Raw genomic sequence first — 19,851 nt, forward strand, 5'->3', positions numbered from 1 at the left:
CAGGAGCGCACCATGAAGCTACCGCCCTCCGAGGTCACAAGCCGGCCGGTCTATCTGCCGCTCGCACCCGAGCTGGCCGCCGGTCGCCACTGGCTGGTGCTCGACGCACCGTCCATGGACGAGGTCTTGCTGGCCGAGCTGGCCAGCGCCTTCGCCCCGGTGGCCGAACGCCTGCAGGTCTGGTCGATCGGGTCGCTGCAACCGGCCATGGGCCTGGGTCCGGTCACGCGGCTGGCCGACCTCAAGGCCGCGGCCAGCGCACTGGCCGGCCAGTGGCCGCTGCGCGTGAGCGACCGGCTCTGCGTGCAGGGCAGCGAGCCCTTTGTCTGGTCGGTGTTCCTGGCCGCGCGCGAGCTGGGTCTGGCCGAGAGCCAGATCCAGCTCGCCCATGCGGGCAGCCAGCGCCGGCGCGTCTGGTGTACCCATTGCCATGGTTTCACCGAGGGCGTGAGCAGCTCCACCGTGGCTTGCGCGGGCTGCGGACGCGAGCTTCTGGTGCGCGATCATTTTTCCCGTCGCCATGGCGCCTTCATGGGCGTGATGGTCGACGCCGAGGTGCCGGGCCAACGGCCCGTGCGTGAGGAGCTGTTTCCATGATCTCGAGCGGTTTGAAACTCAAGGTGGTGGCGGTCAATGACATCGCCCCCAGCCTGCGCCAACTCAGCCTGGCCAGTGTCGACGGATCGGCGCTGCCACCCAATGGCGCGGGCTCGCATGTGCTGTTCAACCTGCCCGGCCAGGGCCGTGTGCACCGCAACGCCTATTCGCTGATCAACCCGCCGGGCAGCCGCAGCCAGTACGACATCATCGTGCGCCGCGTGCCGACCTCGCGCGGTGGCTCGGCGGCGGTGCATGAGCGCTTGCAGCTGGGCGACGTGATCGAGGCTCAGCTGCCGGCCAACCTGTTCCCGCCGCAACGTCGCGCGCGTCAGCACCTGATGATCGCGGGCGGCATCGGCATCACGCCGTTCCTGTCCTACCTCCAGGATGCGGGCGTCAAGGCCAGCGGCTATGCGCTGCACCTGTGCTGCCGCGAATCCGAACGCGAGGTGTTCGCGCCCTGGCTGCCGGCAGGCGATCCGCAGGTGTTCTTCCACTGGGATGCCGAGGGCCATCGCCTCGACATCCCGGCGCTGCTGGCCCGGCAGCCGGCCGGCACCCATCTCTATGTCTGCGGCCCGGCCGAGCTGAACCAGGCCGTGCTGGACGCGGCCCAGGCCCAGGGCTGGCCCGCCAGCCAGGTGCACAGCGAGCTGTTCGGCGCTGCGAGCAGCGGCGGCGTCCCGTTCGAGGCGGTGCTGAAAAAGAGCGGCCAGAGCGTGCGGGTGGGCGAAGACGAAAGCCTGCTCGAAGCGATCGAGCGCCTGGGGGTGGCCGCGCCCTGTCTGTGCCGCGGCGGCGCCTGCGGCGTGTGCGTGACGCCACTGCTCGAAGGCGAAGCCGAGCACCGCGACCACTACCTGAGTGCCAGCGACAAGGCACAAGGCCGGCTGATCATGCCCTGCGTCTCGCGCGCCCGCGGAGCGCGCCTCGTGCTCGATCTCTGAAGGTTTTCCTCTTTCAAGGCCCAGACCACCATGTCCATCGTTTTCAAACCCGACGAGACCTTTCGCGGCGACTACAGCTACCGCAACAGCGACGAGGCCATCCTGCGCTTCCCGTTCCCCTTTCCTGACGACCAGTACATGTACAGCGTCAACATGGAGCCGCATCAGCCCAAGGGCGCGAGCGCGGTCTATGAGCACGGCTTTGACGTCGACGAGCACTACATCGCTGAATGCCGCGACAAGGCGATCACGCTCGAGCGCGACCCGGGCCGCTGCCAGGTGCTGCCTCACATGCAGATGGCCGAGTGGGACACGCTGGAACTGCTGATGGACAGCCTGAGCGCTGACTACCCCGAGCATTTCTCGCTCAGCAAGACCGGCACCGACTTTGGCGCCCACTGGACCTGGATCAACCGCCCGCTGGGCATCGAGCAGAGCTTCGTGTTCGGCGACGCCGCCACCTTGCCTTGCGGCTCGTTCGAATACATCACGCGTCAGGCCCAGGGTGATTTCGCGATCTGCGACCAGCGCGAAGACAACCTGTTCCTCGACGCTGGCATGGTGACCTCGCAGGCCGACTGGTCGCTCGACTTCAACGTCGGCATGAGCTTCATGCAGTGGCATGGCCCGGTGCCGCTGGCGCACCAGGCCGGCGTGTTCGAGCGCGCCCTGAAATACCTGCTGATGATCCGCCAGGGCCAACCGGTGCGCCGCCTGAACTGGACCATGACGGTGAACCCGCGCCTGGATACCGCGCCCGAGACCTTCCCCGAATGGGGCCCGGACCGCGCCTCGCTCACGCCCGAGAACATCGGCCGCAAGCTGCACCTGCGCGTCGAGCTGCAGACCCTGTGGCGGCTGCCGCGCAGCAACGCCTTGCTGTTCCCGATCCGCTGCTACCTGGCCTCGCTCGACGAACTGGTGCGGGTACCCAAGTGGGGCAAGCGCCTGTCGCGCGTGCTCGCCACGCTGCCGCCGCCGCTGGCCGAATACAAGGGCCTGAGCCGCTTCCTGCCCACTGCCGTGGCGTATCTCGCCGCGTTTGACGACGGCAGCGCGATCAGCAAGGGCACCGAGGCCGAGACCGCCGAGCTGGCCGCCGCCATCTGAATTCCTTCCTTCCTCTTTGTTCACCTTCTGACTGGAGCATCACATGACCTCTTGGCGCATCACAGCCCTGGCCGATCGACATCGCGCACTCGGCTCTACCCTGGGCGACTGGAACGGCCTGGGCACGCCCTGGACCTATTCCACCGACCTGGCCGACGAACACGAAGCCATCCGCACCAAGGCCGGCCTGATGGACGTGTCGGGCCTGAAGAAAGTGCACCTGGTCGGCCCGCACGCCGAAGCCCTGCTGAACCAGGCCACCACGCGCAACGTCAGCAAGCTCTACCCGGGCAAGTCGGTCTATGCCTGCATGCTCAACGAGGCAGGCAAGTTCATCGATGACTGCGTGATCTACCGCATCTCGCCCAACGCCTTCATGGTGGTGCATGGCGCGGGCCAGGGCCACGAGATCCTGACCCGCGGTGCGCTCGGCCGCAACGTGGCGATCCTGTTCGATGACGACCTGCACGACCTGTCGCTGCAAGGCCCGTTGGCGGTGGATTTCCTGGAAAAGTTCGTGCCCGGCCTGCGCCAGCTGCCGTATTTCCACCACATGCACACCACGCTGTTCGGCGCACCGATCATGCTCTCGCGCACCGGCTACACCGGCGAGCGCGGCTACGAGATCTTCTGCAAGGCCGCCGATGCGCCCGCCATCTGGGACAAGGTGCTGGCCGAGGGCAAGGCGATGGGCATCATGCCCTGCTCGTTCACGACGCTGGACTGGCTGCGCGTGGAGAGCTCGCTGATGTTCTACCCCTACGACAACTCCGACATGTACCCGATGGAGGGCGAACCGATCGGCGACACGCTGTGGGAGCTCGGGCTGGACTTCACCGTCTCGCCGGGCAAGACCGAGTTCCGCGGCGCCGCTGAACATTACCGCCTGCAGGGCAAGGAGCGCTTCAAGATCTTCGGCGTCGAGCTGCAGCAGCTCGAAGCCGCGCAAGCCGGCGACGGCCTGTGGGACGGCGACCAGAAGGTGGGCTTCGTGACCTGCGGCATGGTGTCGCGCCTGACCCAGCGCTCGATGGCCATCGCCCGCCTGGACCCGGCCTATGCCGTGCCCGGCCGCGCACTCGAGCTGCGCGGCGCCGCGCTGACCTGCGCCGCCACGACGGCCAGCCTGCCGTTCGACGATCCCCAGAAAACCAAACGCACGGCCAAGGACTGATTCACGCCATGACTACCACTACCCGCCGCTATACCCTGTCCCTGTCCTGCCCCGACCGTGTCGGCATCGTTGCCGCCGTCAGCGATTTCCTTGCCACGCACAGCGGCTGGATCACCGAGGCCAGCCACCACGCCGATACCGAGTCGCAGCGCTTCTTCATGCGCCAGGAGCTGCTGGCCGACTCGTTGACGCTGGACATCGATACCCTGCGTGCCGAGTTCGCCAAGATCGCCGCGCCCTTTGACATGAAATGGCGCATCTCGGACAGCGCGCGCAAGAAGCGCGTCGTGATCCTGGTCAGCAAGCAGGAGCATTGCCTCTACGACCTGCTGGGACGCTGGCAGTCGGGCGAGCTCGACATCGACATCCCCTGCGTGATCTCCAACCACGAGACCTTCCGCGGCCTGGTCGAGTGGCACGGCATCCCGTTCCACCATGTGCCGGTCACGCCCGACACCAAGGCCGAGGCCTACGCCAAGGTCGAGCAGCTGTATGTCGAGGCCGAGGCCGACGTGATGGTGCTGGCGCGCTACATGCAGATCCTGTCGCCCGGGCTGTGCGACAAGTTCCCGGGCCAGATCATCAACATCCACCACAGCTTCCTGCCCAGCTTCGTCGGGGCCAAGCCTTACCACCAGGCCTTCAAGCGCGGTGTCAAGCTGATCGGCGCCACCTGCCACTACGTGACCTCCGACCTCGATGAGGGCCCGATCATCGAGCAAGACGTGATCCGCATCGATCACTCCGACGTGCCCGAGGAGCTGGTGCGCAGCGGCAAGGACGTCGAGAAGGCGGTGCTGGCCCGAGGCCTGCGCTACCACCTCGAAGACCGCGTGCTGATCGACGGCAACAAGACCGTGGTGTTTCGCTGAAGGATAGGCCATGACCGCACAGATCATCGACGGCAAGGCCCTGGCCAAACAGCTGCGCATCGGCTTTCGACAGCGCGTCGAGCAGCTCAAGGCCCGGGGCGTCTCGCCCGGTCTGGCCGTGATCCTGGTCGGCGACAACCCGGCCTCCCGGGTCTATGTCGGCAACAAGATCAAGGCCTGCGAGGAGTGCGGTGTGCGCTCCCTGCACCTGGGACTGGCTGCCGATGTCAGCGAGGCCGAGGTGCTGCGCACGATCGAGCAGCTGAACCAGGACGACAGCATCCACGGCATCCTGATCCAGCTGCCGTTGCCGCCGCATATCCAGCTGGCACGGGTGCTGGAGGCGATCTCGGTGCACAAGGATGTGGACGGCTTTCACCTCTACAACGTGGGCGCCCTGGTCAGCGGCAACAGCATCTTTCCGCCTTGCACGCCCTATGGCGTGCAGCTGCTGCTCGACACGACAGGCATCGACGTGGCCGGCAAGAACGCGGTGGTGGTGGGTGCGAGCAACATCGTCGGCAAGCCCATGGGCCTGATGCTGCTGCAGCGCGAAGCCACGGTGACGATCTGCCACGCCAAGACGCGCGACCTGGCCCAGCACACCATCCTGGCCGACATCCTGATCGTCGCCGCCGGCAAGCCCGGGCTGATCGTGCCGCAGATGGTCAAGGAAGGGGCCATCGTGATCGACGTCGGCATCAACCGGCTGCCGGATGGCCGCATCGTCGGCGACGTGTGTTTCGACGCGGTGAAGGAAAAGGCGTCCTGGATCACGCCGGTGCCTGGCGGCGTCGGACCGATGACGGTCACGATGCTGATCGAGAACACCTTGCGTTCGGCCGAGCGCGCCTTCCAGGCAGCCGGCGAGGTGGCGTTCCAGCCCTGGGAAGCGCCTACCGTCAAGTCACCATGACGGCCGACACCGTCATGGCACCGAACTGCCCGGCGGTCGAGATCGGTCAGCACCTGGCGCCCTTGTGCGGGCGCCAGGTGCTGAGCTTTTCGGGGCTGCGCATCGAGGCGCCGATCGGCATCCTCGCGCACGAGAAGACCGCTCCGCAAGCGATCCGGGTCGATGTCGAGCTCAACCAGGGTCTGCAGCCGCTGCGCCCGGGCGACCATATCGAGCAGGTGCTGGACTACCGCGAGGTGCGCCAGCTCATCGTGAGCGAATGCACGGCCGGCCACGTGAACCTGCTCGAAAGCCTGGTCGGTCAGCTCGCGCTGCGCCTGGGACGCCTGCCCGGCATCCTCGGCGTGCGCTTGAAGGTCGCGAAGCTGCACATCTTCGACGACTGCGAGGTTGCCATCTGCATGGAAACCGGCAACTGGCATTCGCAGCCAGCCAGAAAATCCCAGCCAGGATTCAACTGACTGGCATTTCCCGCGTGCCGGAGTTGTGCCGGGTCGCCGTTGCGACGGCGCTCAGTCGGCTTGCTTGCTGGCCGAGGCGCGGATCGCGGCGGCCAGGTTCTTGACGCGCTCGACCGCATTCTGTGCCGAGTCGAGCACTTCCTGCTTTTCCTCGGGGTCCAGGAACTCGATCGCATCGAGCAGATTGGAGTGGATCAGCGACTGGCTGATCTCGGTCAGCGCCGCGGAGTCGATCTTGTCTTGCGACGCGAACAGCACTGCGAGGATCATTTCATGGCCGATGGCCTCGCCGACGGTCTGGTTGTTGAGGGAGCGCATTGGTTGTTTCCTGAGGTTGGGGGGATCGAATTTTTTTGCGGACAACTTGGCCTTCACGGCGGGGCAGGGCGGGCCGGCGGTCAGGCCATGCCTGGCCGTCCCGGATCGAGCGGCAGCCCCGATTCACCGTGTCCTATCAGCTTAACATTGCTTGTTGACGGGTTTTTTGTTTTGTGCTGAATGATTCGCTGATGGTTGCGTCCCAGCCTCAGATCGATCAGGCGCACGCGCTGGCGCTGGTTGGCTCCAGCGCGCTGGGCGTGCTGCTGCGCTTACCCGTCACTTCCCGATCAGGAACACCGCCGGCAGCTCCAGCGGCAGCGTGGCGGCGCGCTGCTTCCAGTCCGCCACCAGCCCGCTCTGGACGCGCTGCTGCGGCAACGTGATGCCGCAGCAGACCGCCAGCCGGCTCGTGCCCTTGAGCGTCTGCAGCAGGCCCTGCAGCAGCGCGGCGTTGCGGTAGGGGGTCTCGATGAAGAGCTGGGTCTGGCCGGTCTTCTGCGCCAGCGCCTCGAGCTCGCGGATGCGCTGCGCGCGACCGCTGGCGTCGGCCGGCAGGTAGCCGACGAAGGCGAAGTTCTGGCCATTGAGTCCGCTGGCGGCCAGTGCCAGCATCAGCGAGATCGGCCCGACCAGCGGCACCACTTCAATGCCGAGCGCGTGCGCGGCACGCACGACCGAACTGCCTGGGTCGGCGATCGCCGGCATGCCGGCCTCGCTGACCAGGCCGATGTCCTGTCCCTGCAGCGCAGCGGCCAGCAGCGGTTTGGCATCGAAGCCGCCGCCGGTGTCATGGTCGCCCTTCTTGTGCACCTCGCGCGGCAGTTCGGTGATGCGCTGCTCCTGCAGCGCTGCGGCCAGCGGCTGTTGCGTGCCGACCCGCTTGAGGAAGGCGCGCGTGCTCTTGGCGTTCTCGGTGACCCAATGCGTGATGCGGGCGGCAATCGCGATGGTCTGCTCGGGCAGGGCAGCGCCGAGTCCGGCATCGACCTCGCAGCCGAAGTCGAGCGGCGTCGGCACCAGATACAGCTTGCCGCGCGGCTGTGGCGCGCTCATGGCAGCTGCAGCCCGGCCTGGCGCAGCAGGCGGGCGGTGTGGATCAGCGGCAGGCCGATCAGCGCGGTCGGGTCGTCGTTGTCGATGCGCTCCAGCAGCGCGATGCCCAGCCCCTCGCTCTTGGCGCTGCCGGCGCAGTCGTAGGGTTGTTCGGCGCGCAGGTAGCGCTCGATGGTGGCGTCGTCGAGCGGGCGGAACACGACCTTGACCACGGCGAGTTCGCTTGCCTCGAAGCCGGTTTCCAGGCAGACCACGGCCAGCGCGGTCTGGAACAGCACGGTCTGGCCGCTCATGCGGCGCAGCTGGGCCACGGCGCGCTCATGGTTGCCGGGCTTGCCGAGCGGCTCGCCGTCGAGGTCGGCGACCTGGTCGCTGCCGATCACGATCGCGTCGGGGCGCTGCGCGGCGACGGCACGCGCCTTGGCCAGCGCCAGGCGCTGCGCCAGCGCGGCCGGGGCTTCGCCGGCCAGCGGGGTTTCGTCGACTTCGGGGGCCAGCACCTCGAACGGCTGGCGCAGCCGCTCGAGCAGTTCGCGCCGGTAGCGCGAGGTCGAGCCCAGCACCAGCGCACGCTTGCCTTGGGACATTGGGTGTAGTTGCATCATGGCCGCTATTGTCAGGATTTTTCACCGTTGATCGGTTAAGGTCAGCGGCCATGAAGCCGTCCACCGACCTCGATCCCTGCTGGCAGCTGCTCTGTGCCGGTGAATCGCTGCAGGAAGGAGGCTTGGCTCGGAGCTTCGAGCTGCTGCATCAGGGTCGGCCCTGCCGGGCCTTCGCGCTGCGCCATCAAGGCCGGGTGCAGGCCTATCTGAACCGCTGCAGCCATGTCGCGCTCGAGCTGGACTGGCTGCCTGACCGCTTTTTTGATGCGGCGGGCCAGTATCTGGTCTGCGCGGCACATGGAGCGTTGTTTTTACCCGACACTGGGGCCTGCATCGGCGGTCCCGGTCGCGGTCCGCTGGTGAAAATACCTCTATTGGAGCGGGATGGGATCGTGTACTGGCAGTCAGGACAGGATTTCGTGCCCGCCGCTACCTGACTCCCCCCATGCAAGACCCCCTACAGGATTCCGCCGGCAGCGTCAGCCCGCCCGCGTCCAGCCCCCAAGCTCCTGCCGATGCCTCCTGGGAGCGCAAGACGCTGGAACGGCTGGCATTTGCCGCACTCGAGGAACAGCGCACCGCGCGGCGCTGGAAGGTCAGGATCCGCCTGCTCTGGCTGGCCTTGTTCGCAGTGCTGCTCTGGATGGCCTACCGCGAGATGCCCGACAGCGCCTCGATCAGCACGCCGCATACCGCGCTGATCGAGATCCGCGGCGAGATCGCGGCCGATACCGAGGCCAGCTCGCAGTTCCTGCTCGGCTCGCTGCGCTCGGCCTTCGAGGACAAGGGCGCCAAGGCGGTGGTGTTGCTGATCAACTCGCCGGGCGGCAGCCCGGTGCAGGCCGGCATCATCAACGACGAGATCCACCGGCTCAAGAAGCTGCACGACAAGCCGGTCTATGCCGTGGTCGAGGAGACCTGCGCCTCGGCCGCCTATTACATCGCGGCGGCGGCCGACCAGATCTATGTCGACAAGGCCAGCATCGTCGGCAGCATCGGCGTGCTGATGGACGGCTTCGGCTTCACCGGGCTGATGGACAAGGTCGGCGTCGAGCGCCGGCTGCTGACGGCCGGCGTCAACAAGGGCTTCCTTGACCCCTTCAGTCCGCAGAACGCGACCCATCGCGCCTATGCGCAGGACATGCTCAACGAGATCCATGCCCAGTTCATCGACGTGGTCAGGACCGGGCGCGGCGACCGGCTCAAGGAAACCCCCGAGCTGTTCAGCGGTCTGGCCTGGAGCGGCCAGAAGGCGATCGCGCTCGGACTGGCCGATGATTACGGCAGCCTCGACCAGGTCGCGCGCGAGGTGGTCAAGGCCGAGGACATCGTCGACTACACCCAGCACGAGAACGTGGCTTCGCGCCTGGCCAAGCGCTTTGGCGCTGGCGTCGGCGAAAGCGCCATGCAGCTGATGCAGCGCGCGACGCCGGTGTTGCGCTGAAGCTGGCAGCGCTCGGACCCCCAGTCCCGATCCGGCACAATCGGTCCATGGATGATTTGTTGGTGATCGGTGGCGGCATGGCGGGCCTGAGCGCGGCCCTGGTGGCGCAGCGTGCCGGGCTGCAGGTGACGCTGCTGGAACAGGCCGAGGCCTTCTCCGAGGTCGGGGCCGGCATCCAGCTCGGCCCCAACGCGGTGCGCGTGCTGCATGACTGGGGCCTGCTGCCGGCGCTGCGCGAGGTGGCGGCATTTCCCGAGCGCCTGGCCGTGCGCGACGCCCGCTCGGGGGCCCAGCTTGGCGGCCTGACACTGGGTGCCGCGATGCAGCAGCGCTACGGCCAGCCCTACGCGACCATCCACCGCGCCGACCTGCACCAGATCCTGTTGCGCCAGCTGCAAGGCAGCAGCCAGGTTGATTGCCGGCTGCGCCAGCGCCTGCAGGCTTTCGAGCAGGATGCCGACGGCATCCGGCTGCAGACCGAGGACGGCAGCCGCTATCAGGCCAGTGCTTTGCTGGGCTGCGACGGTCTCTGGAGCCGGGTGCGTGGCCAGCTGCTGGCCGATGGCGCGCCTATCTTCAGTGGCGACCTGGCCTACCGCGGCCTGGTGCCGATGGCCGACCTGCCGCCCGAGCTGCGCCGCAACCAGGTCACGGCCTGGCTCGCGCCGGGGCTGCACGCGGTGCATTACCCGGTGCGTGCCGGCGCCGCGATGAACGTGATCGTGGTGGTCGAGGGCCCGATCCCGCCTGATCCCGAGAGCTGGGACCACGCGGCGCAGGCGTCGCAGCTGCGCCGGGCGCTCGGGTCCGTGCATGGCGACTTCGACCGGCTGCTGCAGGCCGTGCCCGACTGGCGCCTCTGGCCGCTCAATGCCCGTGCGCCGATGCGTGGCCCGCACGAACATGCGCAGGGCCGGGTGGCGCTGCTTGGGGATGCGGCGCACCCGACCCGGCCCTATCTGGCCCAGGGCGCCGCGATGGCGCTCGAGGATGCCTGGACGCTGGGCCGGCTGCTGGCGCAGCCAGACTGGCGCCATGGCGCTGCCGGCCAAGGCATAGCCTGGCCCGGCCTGCTGCAGACGCTGGCCCGCAAGCGCTGGCGCCGCAATGCCTGGATTCAGCAGCGCTCGCGCCGCAACGGCCAGATCTTCCATGCCGCGGGCCCGCTGCGCTGGGGCCGCGACCTCGGCATGGCGCTGCTGGGCGAGAGCCTGGTCGACCTGCCCGAGCTCTACCGCGGGCCGCCAGCACCCTGACCAGGAGTATCGTGTCGCCATCACCTGCGCCACCGATTCCGCCATGAAGCCTGCCGAACCCGCTGCCCACGCCGCCCCTGCCGCCCCCGAGGTCACGCCGCCTGTCGCCCCCGAGGCCGCCACTGCCCCCTTGCGCCTGCGCCGCGTCGCGATCGACACCTACCGCGAGAACGTCGCCTACCTGAACCACGATTGCGCGGTCTACCGCGCCGAGGGCTTCCAGGCCCTGTCCAAGGTCGAGATCCGGGCCAATGGTCGCCGCATCCTGGCCACGCTCAATGTCACGAGCGACCCGCGCATCGTGCAGTGCCACGAGGTCGGGCTGTCCGAGGACGCCTTCGACCAGCTCGGGGTGCCCAAGGGCCATCCGGTGACGATCGCGCAGGCCGAACCGCCAGCCTCGATCGCGGCGCTGCACCGCAAGATCGATGGCGAGCGACTCGGGCGCGCGGAGTTCGAGGCTATCGTGCGCGACATCGCCGAGCACCGCTATTCCAAGATCGAGCTGTCGGCCTTCGTGGTGGCGACCAACCGCGGCGAGCTCGATCGCGAGGAGGTCTATTTCCTGACCGAGGCCATGATCGCCTCCGGCCGTCGCATCGACTGGCATGAGCGCCTGGTGGTCGACAAGCATTGCATTGGCGGCATCCCGGGCAACCGGACCTCGATGCTCGTGGTGCCGATCGTCGCGGCCCACGGTCTGGTCTGTCCCAAGACCAGTTCGCGCGCCATCACCTCGCCGGCTGGCACCGCCGACACGATGGAGGTGCTGGCCGATGTCGAACTGCCGCTGGCGCGGCTGCAGGAAATCGTGCGCGAGCATCGCGCCTGCCTGGCCTGGGGCGGCACCGCCGACCTGTCGCCAGCCGACGATGTGCTGATCTCGGTCGAGCGCCCGCTCTCGCTCGATTCGCCGGGCCAGATGGTGGCCTCCATCCTGTCGAAGAAGATCGCGGCCGGCTCGAATCACCTGGTGCTCGACATCCCGATCGGACCGACCGCCAAGGTGCGCTCGATGCCCGAGGCGCAGAAGCTGCGCCGGCTGTTCGAATATGTGGCGCGCCGGCTCGACCTGTCGCTCGATGTCGTGATCACCGATGGCCGCCAGCCGATCGGCAACGGCATCGGCCCGGTGCTGGAAGCGCGCGATGTCATGCGCGTGCTCGAGAATCACCCGCTGGCGCCGCAGGACCTGCGCCAGAAGGCGCTGCGCCTGGCTGGTCGGCTGCTCGAGTGCGACCCCGACATCCGGGGCGGCGACGGTTTCGCGATCGCACGCGACATCCTCGATTCGGGCCGCGCGCTCGAGAAGATGCACGCCATCATCGAGGCCCAGGGCGCCAGGCCGTTCGAGCACGAGCGGCCCGGGCTCGGCGCCTTGAGTTTCGAGGTCCGGGCCGACCAGGCTGGCGTGGTGACGGGCATCGACAACCTGCAGATCGCGCGCATTGCGCGGCTGGCGGGCGCGCCCAAGGTGGGCGCCGCCGGGGTCGATCTGGCGCGCAAGCTCGGCGATGCGGTGGCGGCGGGCGATCTGCTCTATCGCGTGCACGCCAGCTTCCAGTCCGACCTCGACTTCGCGCGCCAGGCCAGCGCCAAATCCAGCGGCTACCAGCTCGGCCAACCGGGCCAGCTGCCGCATGTCTTTGTGGAATTCTGATGCTTTTATATTTCGAAGACGAGGCCCTGATGGCCTCGCGCCTGGCCGCTGAATCCGGCCTGACTCCGGTTGCCGTGGTGCGGCACCGCTTTCCGGACGGCGAGCTCAAGCTCAAGCTGCCGCCGCAGCTGCCCGAGCGCGTCGTGCTGCTGCGCGGCCTGCAGCAGCCCAACGAGAAGCTGGTCGAGCTGCTGCTGGTGGCGCGCAGCGCACGCGAGCTCGGCGCGCGCCACCTGACGCTGGTCACGCCCTATCTGGCCTATATGCGGCAGGACATGGCGTTTTCGCCGGGCGAGGTGGTCAGCCAGCGCGTCATAGGCGCCTTCCTGGCCGAGCTGTTCGATGCCGTGATCACGGTCGACCCGCACCTGCACCGGGTCGCGACGCTGGGCGAGGCGATTCCTATCCCTGACCCGATCTGGATCAGCGGTGCGCCGGCGCTGGCCGACTGGATCGCGCGCGAGCGCCCGGGCGCCTTGCTGCTGGGTCCCGACGAGGAGGCCGGCCAGTGGGTCAGCCAGGCCGCCGAGCGCATCGGCCACGACAGCGCCGTCTGCCGCAAGGTGCGCCATGGCGACCGCGCGGTGGCGGTCGAGCTGCCCGAGGTCGAGCTGCACGGCCGCTCGGTCGTGATCCTGGACGACATGGCCAGCACCGGCCAGACGGTGGCGCAGGCCGCGCGTCTGGCGCGGGCGGCCGGCGCGGCCTCGGTCGATGTCGCGGTCACGCATGCGCTGTTCGTCGCCGGCGCCGAGCAGGCGTTGCATGAGGCCGGCGTCGGGGCGGTCTGGAGCACCGACTGCGTCCCGCATGCCAGCAACGTGGTGGCAATGGCGCCGCTGCTGGCGCAGGCTCTGCACCGGTTGACGGCCGGCTGACGGTCGATTGACGGCCGATTGACCGAGGCGGACAAGGGGGCAGGCGCCGGCTAGAGCTGGCCGAGCTGCACCAGATGGCCCAGCGCCGCTGCGCTGCCCAGCAACAGCAGCAGGTGAAAACCGGCCCAGAGCTTGAAGCGGCGCGCGATTTTTTCGGGCTCCAGGTCCGAGATCAGGAACAGCCGGCCGTCGCTGGCCGCGCCGACGACATGGAGTTCCGCTGCCGCCGCGACCTCGGCTTGTTGCTGGCGCAGTTGCTGCCTGGCCTGGTGGCGCGCCAGCTCCCACTCCTTCAGATCGATCTCGCGGTTGCCATCGAGGTCGAAGCGCGCCAGCAGTCCGGCCTGGTCCGCTTTCCAGTGCTCCAGCAGTTCGGCCAGTCGCCGCGATTCGCTGATTGGGCCGTCCAGCGCGCCATCCAGCGCGCCATCCAGCGGGCCCAGGGTGCGGAAGTCGCCCAGCACATAGACCGGGTCATGCGGCAGCAAGGTCCAGAGCGTGTAGCGCCGGCCGTCCCGCTCGGTGACCTCGCGCCGCTGTACCAGTATCTCGGCCGCTTCCGGGTCGACCAGGCAACTGCCGCTGCCGTCGTCGAGCAGGAAGCTGGCCTGGCTTTGCTCCAGGCTCTCCTGTTGCCATTTGCCTTTCTCGTTCTGCTTTTCGGTCAGCAAGCGCCACCAGAGCACGGGCAGCCCGTTCAGCGGCGACAGCAGGGGCAGTCCGGCCAGCGGCTGCCCCCGCCCGCGCAGCTCGGCATAGCCCTGCGCGGCCGAAGCGATGCGCGCGGTCGGTGTGTCATCGACCAGCCTGGCTTGGCGCAGCGAGCGCCAGAAGCCGAACAGCGCGCTGCACAGCAGCAGCGTCAGCGGTGGCCAGGCGGGCCGACCCAGTTCCGGGTGCAAGGCCCAGGCCAGCAGTGCGAACTGCAGCCCGGGCAGGCTCAGCCCCAGGCGGTCGCGCAGCAGGAGCGGTGACATCGCGCGCCAGCCAGTTCAGCCCTTGAACAGGGCCTTGAGGTCGACATCGGCCGTCTGCTGCGGCGTGAACTCCAGCAGCGGACTGGCCTTGAAGCCGAAGCCGCGCGCCAGCAGCAGGTCGGGGAACTGCTCGATGCGGGTGTTGTTGAGGTTGACCGCCTCGTTGTAGAGCTCGCGCCGGTCGGCGATGCCGTTCTCCAGCGCGCTGATGCGCGTCTGCAACTGCATGAACTGTTCGTTGGCACGCAGCTCGGGGTAGGCCTCGGCGACCGCGAAGATCTGTCCCAGGCCGGCCCGCAGCAGGCCTTCTGCCGCGCCCAGTGCCGGCAGGTCCTGCTGTTCGCGCGCGGCCGCGACGCTGGCGCGTGCTTCGGTCACCCGCGTCAGCGTCGCCGTCTCGAACTGCTGGTACTGGCGGCAGGTCTCGACCAGCTTGGGCAGTTCCTCGTGGCGCTGGCGCAGCAGCACGTCGATGTTCGACCAGGCGCGCGCCACCCCATGCTTGAGCCCGACCAGCCCGTTGTAGGCGACGACGGCGTACAGCGCGACTGCCGCCAGCAGGCCGAGCGCCACGGCGGACATGATGTTCATTCGATTGCTCCTTTTGTCAGTTGTCAGCCCCATCATAGGAGCGGACCGGCCTCGCGCCTAGCCGCCGGCGCTCCCGGCGGGGGCGCTGCACTGCGCTGGCTCAGGCGGGCTGCTGCTGGCTACGGCCAGGGCCGCAGCACCGCGCGCACCGGGCTGGCCTCGCAGTCCATCAGCTTGAGCGGCAGCGCGATCAGCTCGTAGTCGCCCGCATCGACCGCGTCGAGGCAGAGGTTCTCGAGTACGCGCAGGCCATGGCGGCGCAGTGCCTGGTGGCTTTCCAGCAGCACGCTGTCGGCCGGGTCGACGCTGGCGCTGTCGATGCCGATCAGCAGCACGCCGAGCGCGGCCAGGTGCTCGATCACTTCGGGTGCGATGCCGGCCAGATCCGGGTCCCATTGCCGGGGTTGCCGCCGGTAGGTCCGGATCAGGACCCGTGCCGGAACGGCCTGGTCAGCGGGCAGCGCATGCGCGATGTCCTGCCATTGCACGCGCGGGCCGCAGCCGATGGCATGGATCACGCGGCAGTGGCCGATGAAGGGTTCCAGCGCCATGGCGCCGGCGGCCTGGCCCGCCGGGTCGTAATGCAGCGGCGCGTCGGCATGGGCGCCGACATGGGGCGAGAGCCGGATCTGGCTCAGGTTGACCGCGCCGTCCGCTCCGATGCGGGCCTGCCAGTCGCGGCGGTAGGGTGCATCGCCCGGATAGACCGGGCTGGCGGCATCGAGCGGTGGCGAGATGTCCCACAGCCGCAGCATGGCGCAGTTCAGAACAGGCTGTCGAGCGCCGCCAGGCCATGGCGGGCGCGGGCGCGGTTGCAGGCATCGCTGCCTTCCTCGAACTCGCGGCAGGGCGAGGGCCGCCATTCGTAGATGCCGCAGCCGATCTTCTCGCCGACCTTGCCGCACAGCGCGGCACAGCGGATCGGCACATGGTCGGTGCCGCGCATGCGCGCGGTGTTGCCATTGACCTCGACCGTCAGGCCGGCGGGCACGGCACCGCCCTCGGTATCGAGTTCGTAGATCGAGAAATCGACCCGGAAGTTGGCGCAGCAGGCGCCGCAGCTCTGGCATTGGCTCATGGTGAGGGCAGGTCGGGTGCGCGGTAGACCAGCACCTTGAGTGCGCGGTCGGGCGAGACATCGGCAAACGCGGCCGGGTTCGGCAGCCGCTGCTCGAAGATCAGTTCGGGTGCGGCCTCGGCCATCTGCTGCTGCAGGAAGGCCGGGCTCAGCTCGGGCGCGTTGAGGCAGAGCAGCGCATGGCCGCCCGGAATCAGCAGGTCGGGCAGGCGCCGCATCAGCTTGAGGTAGTCCTTGGTCGCGACGAAGCTGCCCTTCTGGTAGCTCGGCGGATCGACCACCACCAGGCCGTAGGGGCCACCGCGCGTGATCTTGCCCCAGGTCTTGAAGATGTCATGCGCCAGGAAGCTGGCCTTGCCCTGCAGTTCGTTGAGCGCATGGTTCTGCTGGCCCAGGCTGATCGCACCCGCGCTCATGTCGACGTTGACGACCTGGCGCGCACCGCCTTGCAGCGCCGCGATCGAGAAGGCGCAGCTGTAGGCGAACAGGTTGAGCACTTTCAGGCGCGGCTGGCTGGCCGCGTGGGCGCGCACCCAGGCCCGGCCCTCGGCCATGTCGAGGAACAGGCCGTGGTTCTGGCCCTTGAGCACATGGACGAGGTAGCGCGCGCCTTGCTCGCTGACCAGATGCGGCTCGGGCACGCTGCCGGCCATCAGCCGGGTGTCGGTCCGGCCCTCGAAGCGGCACTGGTAGACCCAGTTCAGCGGCTCGCCCGGCGCGATCTGCTGCCAGCGCGCCGTCAGCGCCTGGCCGACCTGGGCCAGCTCGGCGTCGTCGAGCGGCTTGAAGCTGGTCAGCAGCCAGACCGGCGGGTAGGCGTCGAGCGCCAGATGCTCGCAGCCCGGGTAGAGGCCGCCGCGGCCGTGGAACAGGCGGATCGCCTCGGCGGGTTTTTCGGCTTGTGCAATCGCGTCGAGTAGAGCCTGCATGGGTGGGGGTGCCAATCGGCTGCGCTCAGGCCAGTCGGCCCAGCAGCAGATACTCCATCAGCGCCTTTTGTACATGCATGCGGTTCTCGGCCTCGTCCCAGACCACGCTTTGCGGGCCGTCGATCACGTCGGCCGTGACTTCCTCGCCGCGGTGCGCCGGCAGGCAATGCATGAACAGCGCATCGGGCTGCGCCATCGCCATCATTTCGGGTGTCACGCACCAGGCGGCGAAGGCCTGCATGCGCTTCTCGTTCTCGGCCTCCCAGCCCATGCTGGTCCAGACATCGGTCGTGACCAGGTCGGCGCCGCGGCAGGCCTGCATCGGATCGTCGAACACCTGCCAGAACTCGCCCTGACCGACACCGGCCACTTTCGGGTCGACCTCGTAGCCGCTCGGCGTGCTGACATGGACCTTGAAGCCCAGCAGCTCGGCCGCCTGCAGCCAGGTGTTGGCCATGTTGTTGCCGTCACCGACCCAGGCCACGGTCTTGCCGCGCAGTGCGCTCGGGTCGATGCTGCCGTCGGCGCGCTGGCCGTGGTATTCGAGCCAGGTGAACAGGTCGGCCAGGATCTGGCAGGGGTGGAACTCGTTGGTCAGGCCGTTGATGACCGGCACCCGCGAATGCGCGGCGAAGCGCTCGATCTTCTCCTGGCCGAAGGTGCGGATCATCACGATGTCGGTCATGCGGCTGATCACGCGCGCGCTGTCCTCGATCGGCTCGGAACGGCCCAGCTGGCTGTCGCCGGTGGTCAGGTGCACCACGCTGCCGCCGAGCTGGTACATGCCAGCCTCGAAGCTGACGCGGGTACGCGTGCTGGCCTTCTCGAAGATCATGGCCAGCGTGCGGTCGGTCAGCGTGTGGTGCTTCTGGTAGGTCTTGAACTTGCGCTTGATCAGCCAGATGCGTTCGAGCAGGTAGGCATATTCATCGGCGCTGAAGTCCTTGAACTGCAGGTAATGCCTGACCGGCACCGGAGGAGTGATGGACGCGTTCATGAGAGGTGACTCAGGCTTGTTCGGCCAGGAAGGCCTTGATCAGCGGGACCAGCTTGGCGACGATCTCGTCGGCTTCGGCCGTGGACAGGATCAGCGGCGGCACCATGCGGATCACGCTGTCGGCAGTCACGCTGAGCAGCAGGCCGGCTTCGGCGCAGCGATTGACCAGCACGCCGCAGGGACGGTCGAGCTCGATGCCCAGCATCAGGCCCTTGCCGCGTACCTGCTTGACGCCGGCCACGCCCATCAACTGCGTGATCAAAGCGGTCTGCAGGTGCAGGCCGACCTTGGCGGCGTTCTCGAGCAGGCCGTCTTCCTCCATGATCCGGATCGTCTCCACGCCAGCGCGCACCGCCAGCGGGTTGCCGCCGAAGGTGGTGCCGTGGTTGCCGGGCTGGAAGATGTTGGCGGCCTTGGGGCCGACCACGACTGCGCCGATCGGCACGCCCGAGCCCAGGCCCTTGGCCAGCGGCATCACGTCGGGCTGGATGCCGGCCCACTGATGCGCGAACCATTTGCCGGTACGACCCATGCCGCACTGCACCTCGTCGATCATCAGCAGCCAGTCGTTGGCATCGCACAGCGCGCGCACTTCGCGCATGTAGTCGGCATCGACCGGGTTGACGCCGCCTTCGCCCTGGATCGCCTCGAAGAACACCGCCACCACGTTCGGGTTGCCGGCGGTCGCCTTCCTGATCGACTCGATGTCGTTCAGCGGCACGCGGATGAAGCCCTCGACCAGCGGGCCGAAGCCGGCTTGCACCTTGGGGTTGCCGGTCGCGCTCAGCGTGGCGATCGAGCGGCCGTGGAAGGCCTTCTCGTAGACTACGATCTCAGGCTTGTCGATGCCCTTGTCATGGCCGAACTTGCGCGCCAGCTTGAGCGCGGCTTCGTTGGCCTCCAGGCCGCTGGAGCAGAAGAAGACCTTGTCCAGCCCCGAGCGCTCGCACAGCATGGCGGCCAGTCGCTCGGCGTTGGGCGTGTAGTAGTAGTTGCTGGTGTGGATCAGCTTGGCGATCTGCTCCTGCAGCGCCGGAACCAGCTTGGGGTGGGCGTGGCCCAGGGTGTTGACCGCGATGCCGCCGAGTGCATCCAGGTATTCCTTGCCGTTGACGTCCCAGACGCGGCAGCCGTGACCGTGCGAGAGCGCGATCGGCAGGCGGCCGTAGGTGTTCATGACATGCGGTTCGACCGGAGCAGCGTTGGACATGGCGAGGTTTCCAAAAACGTGAAAAACGAGGTGTCTGTGTTGGGCGGGCCGGACCCGGGCAATGACCGGGTGGCGTCTGTTGGCATTTTAGGTCCAGTCCTGGCAGGCTTTGATGACGCCGCAGTCCGGCTCCCCATATCGCGCCGGCATAAGTGCTATCGATTGTCCTGAGTCTTATATAAGATAAAATTTCGTCCATTCCTCACGCGGAATTGAGCGATCCTCAGCGCCGTCTTTTTCGTCCGTCTCCAGAGGACTCTTCCCCGATGCTTTCTCCCTCCGCCAAAGAAGTCTTCATCCAGGGCCTTACCCACAGCGGCAGGACCTTCCGTCCCAGCGACTGGGCGGAGCGGCTGGCGGGCGTGATGAGCCAGTTCAGGCCGGGCGGCAACCTGCCGGGTGCCCACCTGAGCTACTCGCCCTGGTGCATCCCGAAGGTCATCAACGGCGTCAAGTGCGTCGTCGTGCATACCGACCTGCGCGACTTCGACCAGATGGCCTGGAACTTCGTGATGGGCTTCGCGCGCGACAACGACCTGCAGGTGGTCGAAGCCTGCCTGCTGCCCGACGTTCCCAAGCCCTGAGTCCCGCTGCAGGGCAGCGCTGACGCGGTCCTGAAAGTGCAAAAAGCCGCATCCGGCAACGGAAGCGGCTTTTTGCTGCCCGCTTCCCGGCTCAGAACATCTCGACTGCCATGCGCTCGACCGTGGCACCGCTGGTCTGCACCGACGCCGCCAGCGCCTGGGCCTGCGGCAGCAGCGCCTCGGCGTAG

The 19,851-nt window shown here is 67.9% G+C and carries 23 protein-coding genes; 13 read left to right on the forward strand and 10 right to left on the reverse strand.

The genetic code is table 11. The features are described from left to right. Positions 1–12: 12 nt before the first annotated feature. Genes C6P61_RS03085 through C6P61_RS03115 form a run of 7 tightly spaced genes read left to right on the forward strand, consistent with a single transcriptional unit; the run spans position 13 to position 6,080 of the window. Entirely contained in the window at positions 13–597 is a 585-nt protein-coding gene (locus C6P61_RS03085) for a dimethylamine monooxygenase subunit DmmA family protein (RefSeq protein WP_105728458.1), read from the forward strand. After that, positions 594–1,547 carry a PDR/VanB family oxidoreductase gene (locus tag C6P61_RS03090; RefSeq protein WP_105728459.1) on the forward strand — a complete coding sequence of 318 codons (954 nt, stop codon included), beginning with the start codon at positions 594–596 and terminating at the stop codon, positions 1,545–1,547. Before C6P61_RS03085 ends, C6P61_RS03090 begins: the two co-directional genes overlap by 4 nt. Before the next feature lie 30 nt (positions 1,548–1,577). Next, positions 1,578–2,657, forward strand: coding sequence for a heme-dependent oxidative N-demethylase family protein (locus tag C6P61_RS03095; protein ID WP_105728460.1), 1,080 nt, complete (start codon positions 1,578–1,580; stop codon positions 2,655–2,657). Between the two features lie 43 nt (positions 2,658–2,700). Further along, positions 2,701–3,831, forward strand: a complete 1,131-nt coding sequence (locus C6P61_RS03100) for an aminomethyl transferase family protein (protein ID WP_105728461.1) — start codon at positions 2,701–2,703, stop codon at positions 3,829–3,831. An 8-nt stretch (positions 3,832–3,839) separates the two neighbouring features. Beyond that, the gene (gene purU, locus C6P61_RS03105) at positions 3,840–4,703 is read left to right on the forward strand and encodes a formyltetrahydrofolate deformylase (protein ID WP_211296915.1); all 864 of its coding nucleotides are present in this window, start codon (positions 3,840–3,842) and stop codon (positions 4,701–4,703) included. A 10-nt stretch (positions 4,704–4,713) separates the two neighbouring features. Continuing rightward, the gene (gene folD / locus C6P61_RS03110; protein ID WP_105728462.1) at positions 4,714–5,619 is read left to right on the forward strand and encodes a bifunctional methylenetetrahydrofolate dehydrogenase/methenyltetrahydrofolate cyclohydrolase FolD; all 906 of its coding nucleotides are present in this window, start codon (positions 4,714–4,716) and stop codon (positions 5,617–5,619) included. Positions 5,620–5,633: 14 nt separating this feature from the next. Continuing rightward, complete coding sequence (locus C6P61_RS03115; RefSeq protein WP_105728493.1) at positions 5,634–6,080, forward strand: dihydroneopterin aldolase; 447 nt, start codon at positions 5,634–5,636, stop codon at positions 6,078–6,080. Between the two features lie 51 nt (positions 6,081–6,131). Here C6P61_RS03115 and C6P61_RS03120 read toward each other — a convergent pair whose 3' ends face one another. The 3 genes from C6P61_RS03120 to C6P61_RS03130 form a co-directional block, all read right to left on the reverse strand. Next, positions 6,132–6,398 (reverse strand): hypothetical protein, encoded by a 267-nt coding sequence (locus tag C6P61_RS03120; RefSeq protein WP_105728463.1) that lies wholly within the window; start codon positions 6,396–6,398, stop codon positions 6,132–6,134. A gap of 279 nt (positions 6,399–6,677) precedes the next feature. After that, complete coding sequence (locus C6P61_RS03125) at positions 6,678–7,454, reverse strand: SAM-dependent methyltransferase (RefSeq protein WP_105728464.1); 777 nt, start codon at positions 7,452–7,454, stop codon at positions 6,678–6,680. After that, positions 7,451–8,041, reverse strand: a complete 591-nt coding sequence (locus C6P61_RS03130) for a Maf family nucleotide pyrophosphatase (RefSeq protein ID WP_105728465.1) — start codon at positions 8,039–8,041, stop codon at positions 7,451–7,453. The genes C6P61_RS03125 and C6P61_RS03130 overlap by 4 nt, the downstream gene beginning before the upstream one ends. A 68-nt stretch (positions 8,042–8,109) precedes the next feature. Between C6P61_RS03130 and C6P61_RS03135 the strand changes: the two genes are divergently transcribed. From C6P61_RS03135 to C6P61_RS03155, 5 genes are read left to right on the forward strand one after another with little or no spacing between them, the layout of a single operon-like run. Beyond that, a complete protein-coding gene (locus C6P61_RS03135; RefSeq protein WP_105728466.1) occupies positions 8,110–8,496 on the forward strand; it encodes a Rieske (2Fe-2S) protein in 387 nt (128 codons plus the stop codon). Between the two features lie 8 nt (positions 8,497–8,504). After that, complete coding sequence (locus tag C6P61_RS03140) at positions 8,505–9,503, forward strand: S49 family peptidase (RefSeq protein WP_105728467.1); 999 nt, start codon at positions 8,505–8,507, stop codon at positions 9,501–9,503. Between the two features lie 47 nt (positions 9,504–9,550). Beyond that, complete coding sequence (locus C6P61_RS03145; RefSeq protein WP_105728468.1) at positions 9,551–10,759, forward strand: FAD-dependent oxidoreductase; 1,209 nt, start codon at positions 9,551–9,553, stop codon at positions 10,757–10,759. A gap of 43 nt (positions 10,760–10,802) precedes the next feature. Further along, positions 10,803–12,419, forward strand: coding sequence for a thymidine phosphorylase family protein (locus C6P61_RS03150; protein WP_105728469.1), 1,617 nt, complete (start codon positions 10,803–10,805; stop codon positions 12,417–12,419). After that, positions 12,419–13,297, forward strand: a complete 879-nt coding sequence (locus C6P61_RS03155; protein WP_105728470.1) for a ribose-phosphate diphosphokinase — start codon at positions 12,419–12,421, stop codon at positions 13,295–13,297. The genes C6P61_RS03150 and C6P61_RS03155 overlap by 1 nt, the downstream gene beginning before the upstream one ends. Before the next feature lie 50 nt (positions 13,298–13,347). Here the strand turns inward: C6P61_RS03155 and C6P61_RS03160 are convergent, their stop codons facing one another. From C6P61_RS03160 to C6P61_RS03190, 7 genes are all read right to left on the reverse strand, one after another. Further along, the gene (locus tag C6P61_RS03160) at positions 13,348–14,274 is read right to left on the reverse strand and encodes a hypothetical protein (protein ID WP_105728471.1); all 927 of its coding nucleotides are present in this window, start codon (positions 14,272–14,274) and stop codon (positions 13,348–13,350) included. 15 nt (positions 14,275–14,289) lie between these two features. Continuing rightward, on the reverse strand, positions 14,290–14,865 hold the full coding sequence (locus C6P61_RS03165; protein ID WP_105728472.1) for a LemA family protein: 576 nt from the start codon (positions 14,863–14,865) through the stop codon (positions 14,290–14,292). Positions 14,866–14,984: 119 nt separating this feature from the next. Further along, positions 14,985–15,620 (reverse strand): arylformamidase, encoded by a 636-nt coding sequence (gene kynB / locus C6P61_RS03170; RefSeq protein WP_105728473.1) that lies wholly within the window; start codon positions 15,618–15,620, stop codon positions 14,985–14,987. Between the two features lie 8 nt (positions 15,621–15,628). Beyond that, positions 15,629–15,943: a YkgJ family cysteine cluster protein gene (locus C6P61_RS03175; RefSeq protein WP_105728474.1), complete on the reverse strand. Its 315-nt coding sequence runs from the start codon at positions 15,941–15,943 to the stop codon at positions 15,629–15,631. Further along, complete coding sequence (locus C6P61_RS03180; protein WP_105728475.1) at positions 15,940–16,872, reverse strand: class I SAM-dependent methyltransferase; 933 nt, start codon at positions 16,870–16,872, stop codon at positions 15,940–15,942. Before C6P61_RS03180 ends, C6P61_RS03175 begins: the two co-directional genes overlap by 4 nt. Positions 16,873–16,897: 25 nt before the next feature. Further along, on the reverse strand, positions 16,898–17,869 hold the full coding sequence (argF, locus tag C6P61_RS03185; RefSeq protein WP_105728476.1) for an ornithine carbamoyltransferase: 972 nt from the start codon (positions 17,867–17,869) through the stop codon (positions 16,898–16,900). A gap of 10 nt (positions 17,870–17,879) precedes the next feature. Beyond that, complete coding sequence (locus C6P61_RS03190) at positions 17,880–19,079, reverse strand: aspartate aminotransferase family protein (protein WP_105728477.1); 1,200 nt, start codon at positions 19,077–19,079, stop codon at positions 17,880–17,882. Positions 19,080–19,345: 266 nt separating this feature from the next. Here C6P61_RS03190 and C6P61_RS03195 point away from each other — a divergent pair, with 266 nt between their 5' ends. Beyond that, positions 19,346–19,663, forward strand: coding sequence for a DUF3579 domain-containing protein (locus C6P61_RS03195; protein ID WP_105728478.1), 318 nt, complete (start codon positions 19,346–19,348; stop codon positions 19,661–19,663). Positions 19,664–19,851 lie beyond the last annotated feature (188 nt).

Source organism: Malikia spinosa (genome assembly GCF_002980625.1).
Lineage (GTDB): Bacteria > Pseudomonadota > Gammaproteobacteria > Burkholderiales > Burkholderiaceae_C > Malikia > Malikia spinosa.

Coding starts and splice junctions, on each gene's coding strand:
- C6P61_RS03135 (WP_105728466.1), top strand. CDS start 8,110: ATGAAGCCGTCCACCGACCTCGATCCCTGCTGGCAGCTGCTCTGTGCC.
- folD (WP_105728462.1), top strand. CDS start 4,714: ATGACCGCACAGATCATCGACGGCAAGGCCCTGGCCAAACAGCTGCGC.
- C6P61_RS03090 (WP_105728459.1), top strand. CDS start 594: ATGATCTCGAGCGGTTTGAAACTCAAGGTGGTGGCGGTCAATGACATC.
- C6P61_RS03100 (WP_105728461.1), top strand. CDS start 2,701: ATGACCTCTTGGCGCATCACAGCCCTGGCCGATCGACATCGCGCACTC.
- C6P61_RS03145 (WP_105728468.1), top strand. CDS start 9,551: ATGGATGATTTGTTGGTGATCGGTGGCGGCATGGCGGGCCTGAGCGCG.
- C6P61_RS03120 (WP_105728463.1), bottom strand. CDS start 6,398: ATGCGCTCCCTCAACAACCAGACCGTCGGCGAGGCCATCGGCCATGAA.
- purU (WP_211296915.1), top strand. CDS start 3,840: ATGACTACCACTACCCGCCGCTATACCCTGTCCCTGTCCTGCCCCGAC.
- C6P61_RS03140 (WP_105728467.1), top strand. CDS start 8,505: ATGCAAGACCCCCTACAGGATTCCGCCGGCAGCGTCAGCCCGCCCGCG.
- C6P61_RS03165 (WP_105728472.1), bottom strand. CDS start 14,865: ATGAACATCATGTCCGCCGTGGCGCTCGGCCTGCTGGCGGCAGTCGCG.
- argF (WP_105728476.1), bottom strand. CDS start 17,869: ATGAACGCGTCCATCACTCCTCCGGTGCCGGTCAGGCATTACCTGCAG.
- C6P61_RS03160 (WP_105728471.1), bottom strand. CDS start 14,274: ATGTCACCGCTCCTGCTGCGCGACCGCCTGGGGCTGAGCCTGCCCGGG.
- C6P61_RS03130 (WP_105728465.1), bottom strand. CDS start 8,041: ATGTCCCAAGGCAAGCGTGCGCTGGTGCTGGGCTCGACCTCGCGCTAC.
- C6P61_RS03125 (WP_105728464.1), bottom strand. CDS start 7,454: ATGAGCGCGCCACAGCCGCGCGGCAAGCTGTATCTGGTGCCGACGCCG.
- C6P61_RS03095 (WP_105728460.1), top strand. CDS start 1,578: ATGTCCATCGTTTTCAAACCCGACGAGACCTTTCGCGGCGACTACAGC.
- C6P61_RS03190 (WP_105728477.1), bottom strand. CDS start 19,079: ATGTCCAACGCTGCTCCGGTCGAACCGCATGTCATGAACACCTACGGC.
- kynB (WP_105728473.1), bottom strand. CDS start 15,620: ATGCTGCGGCTGTGGGACATCTCGCCACCGCTCGATGCCGCCAGCCCG.
- C6P61_RS03115 (WP_105728493.1), top strand. CDS start 5,634: ATGGCACCGAACTGCCCGGCGGTCGAGATCGGTCAGCACCTGGCGCCC.
- C6P61_RS03180 (WP_105728475.1), bottom strand. CDS start 16,872: ATGCAGGCTCTACTCGACGCGATTGCACAAGCCGAAAAACCCGCCGAG.
- C6P61_RS03175 (WP_105728474.1), bottom strand. CDS start 15,943: ATGAGCCAATGCCAGAGCTGCGGCGCCTGCTGCGCCAACTTCCGGGTC.
- C6P61_RS03155 (WP_105728470.1), top strand. CDS start 12,419: ATGCTTTTATATTTCGAAGACGAGGCCCTGATGGCCTCGCGCCTGGCC.
- C6P61_RS03195 (WP_105728478.1), top strand. CDS start 19,346: ATGCTTTCTCCCTCCGCCAAAGAAGTCTTCATCCAGGGCCTTACCCAC.
- C6P61_RS03150 (WP_105728469.1), top strand. CDS start 10,803: ATGAAGCCTGCCGAACCCGCTGCCCACGCCGCCCCTGCCGCCCCCGAG.
- C6P61_RS03085 (WP_105728458.1), top strand. CDS start 13: ATGAAGCTACCGCCCTCCGAGGTCACAAGCCGGCCGGTCTATCTGCCG.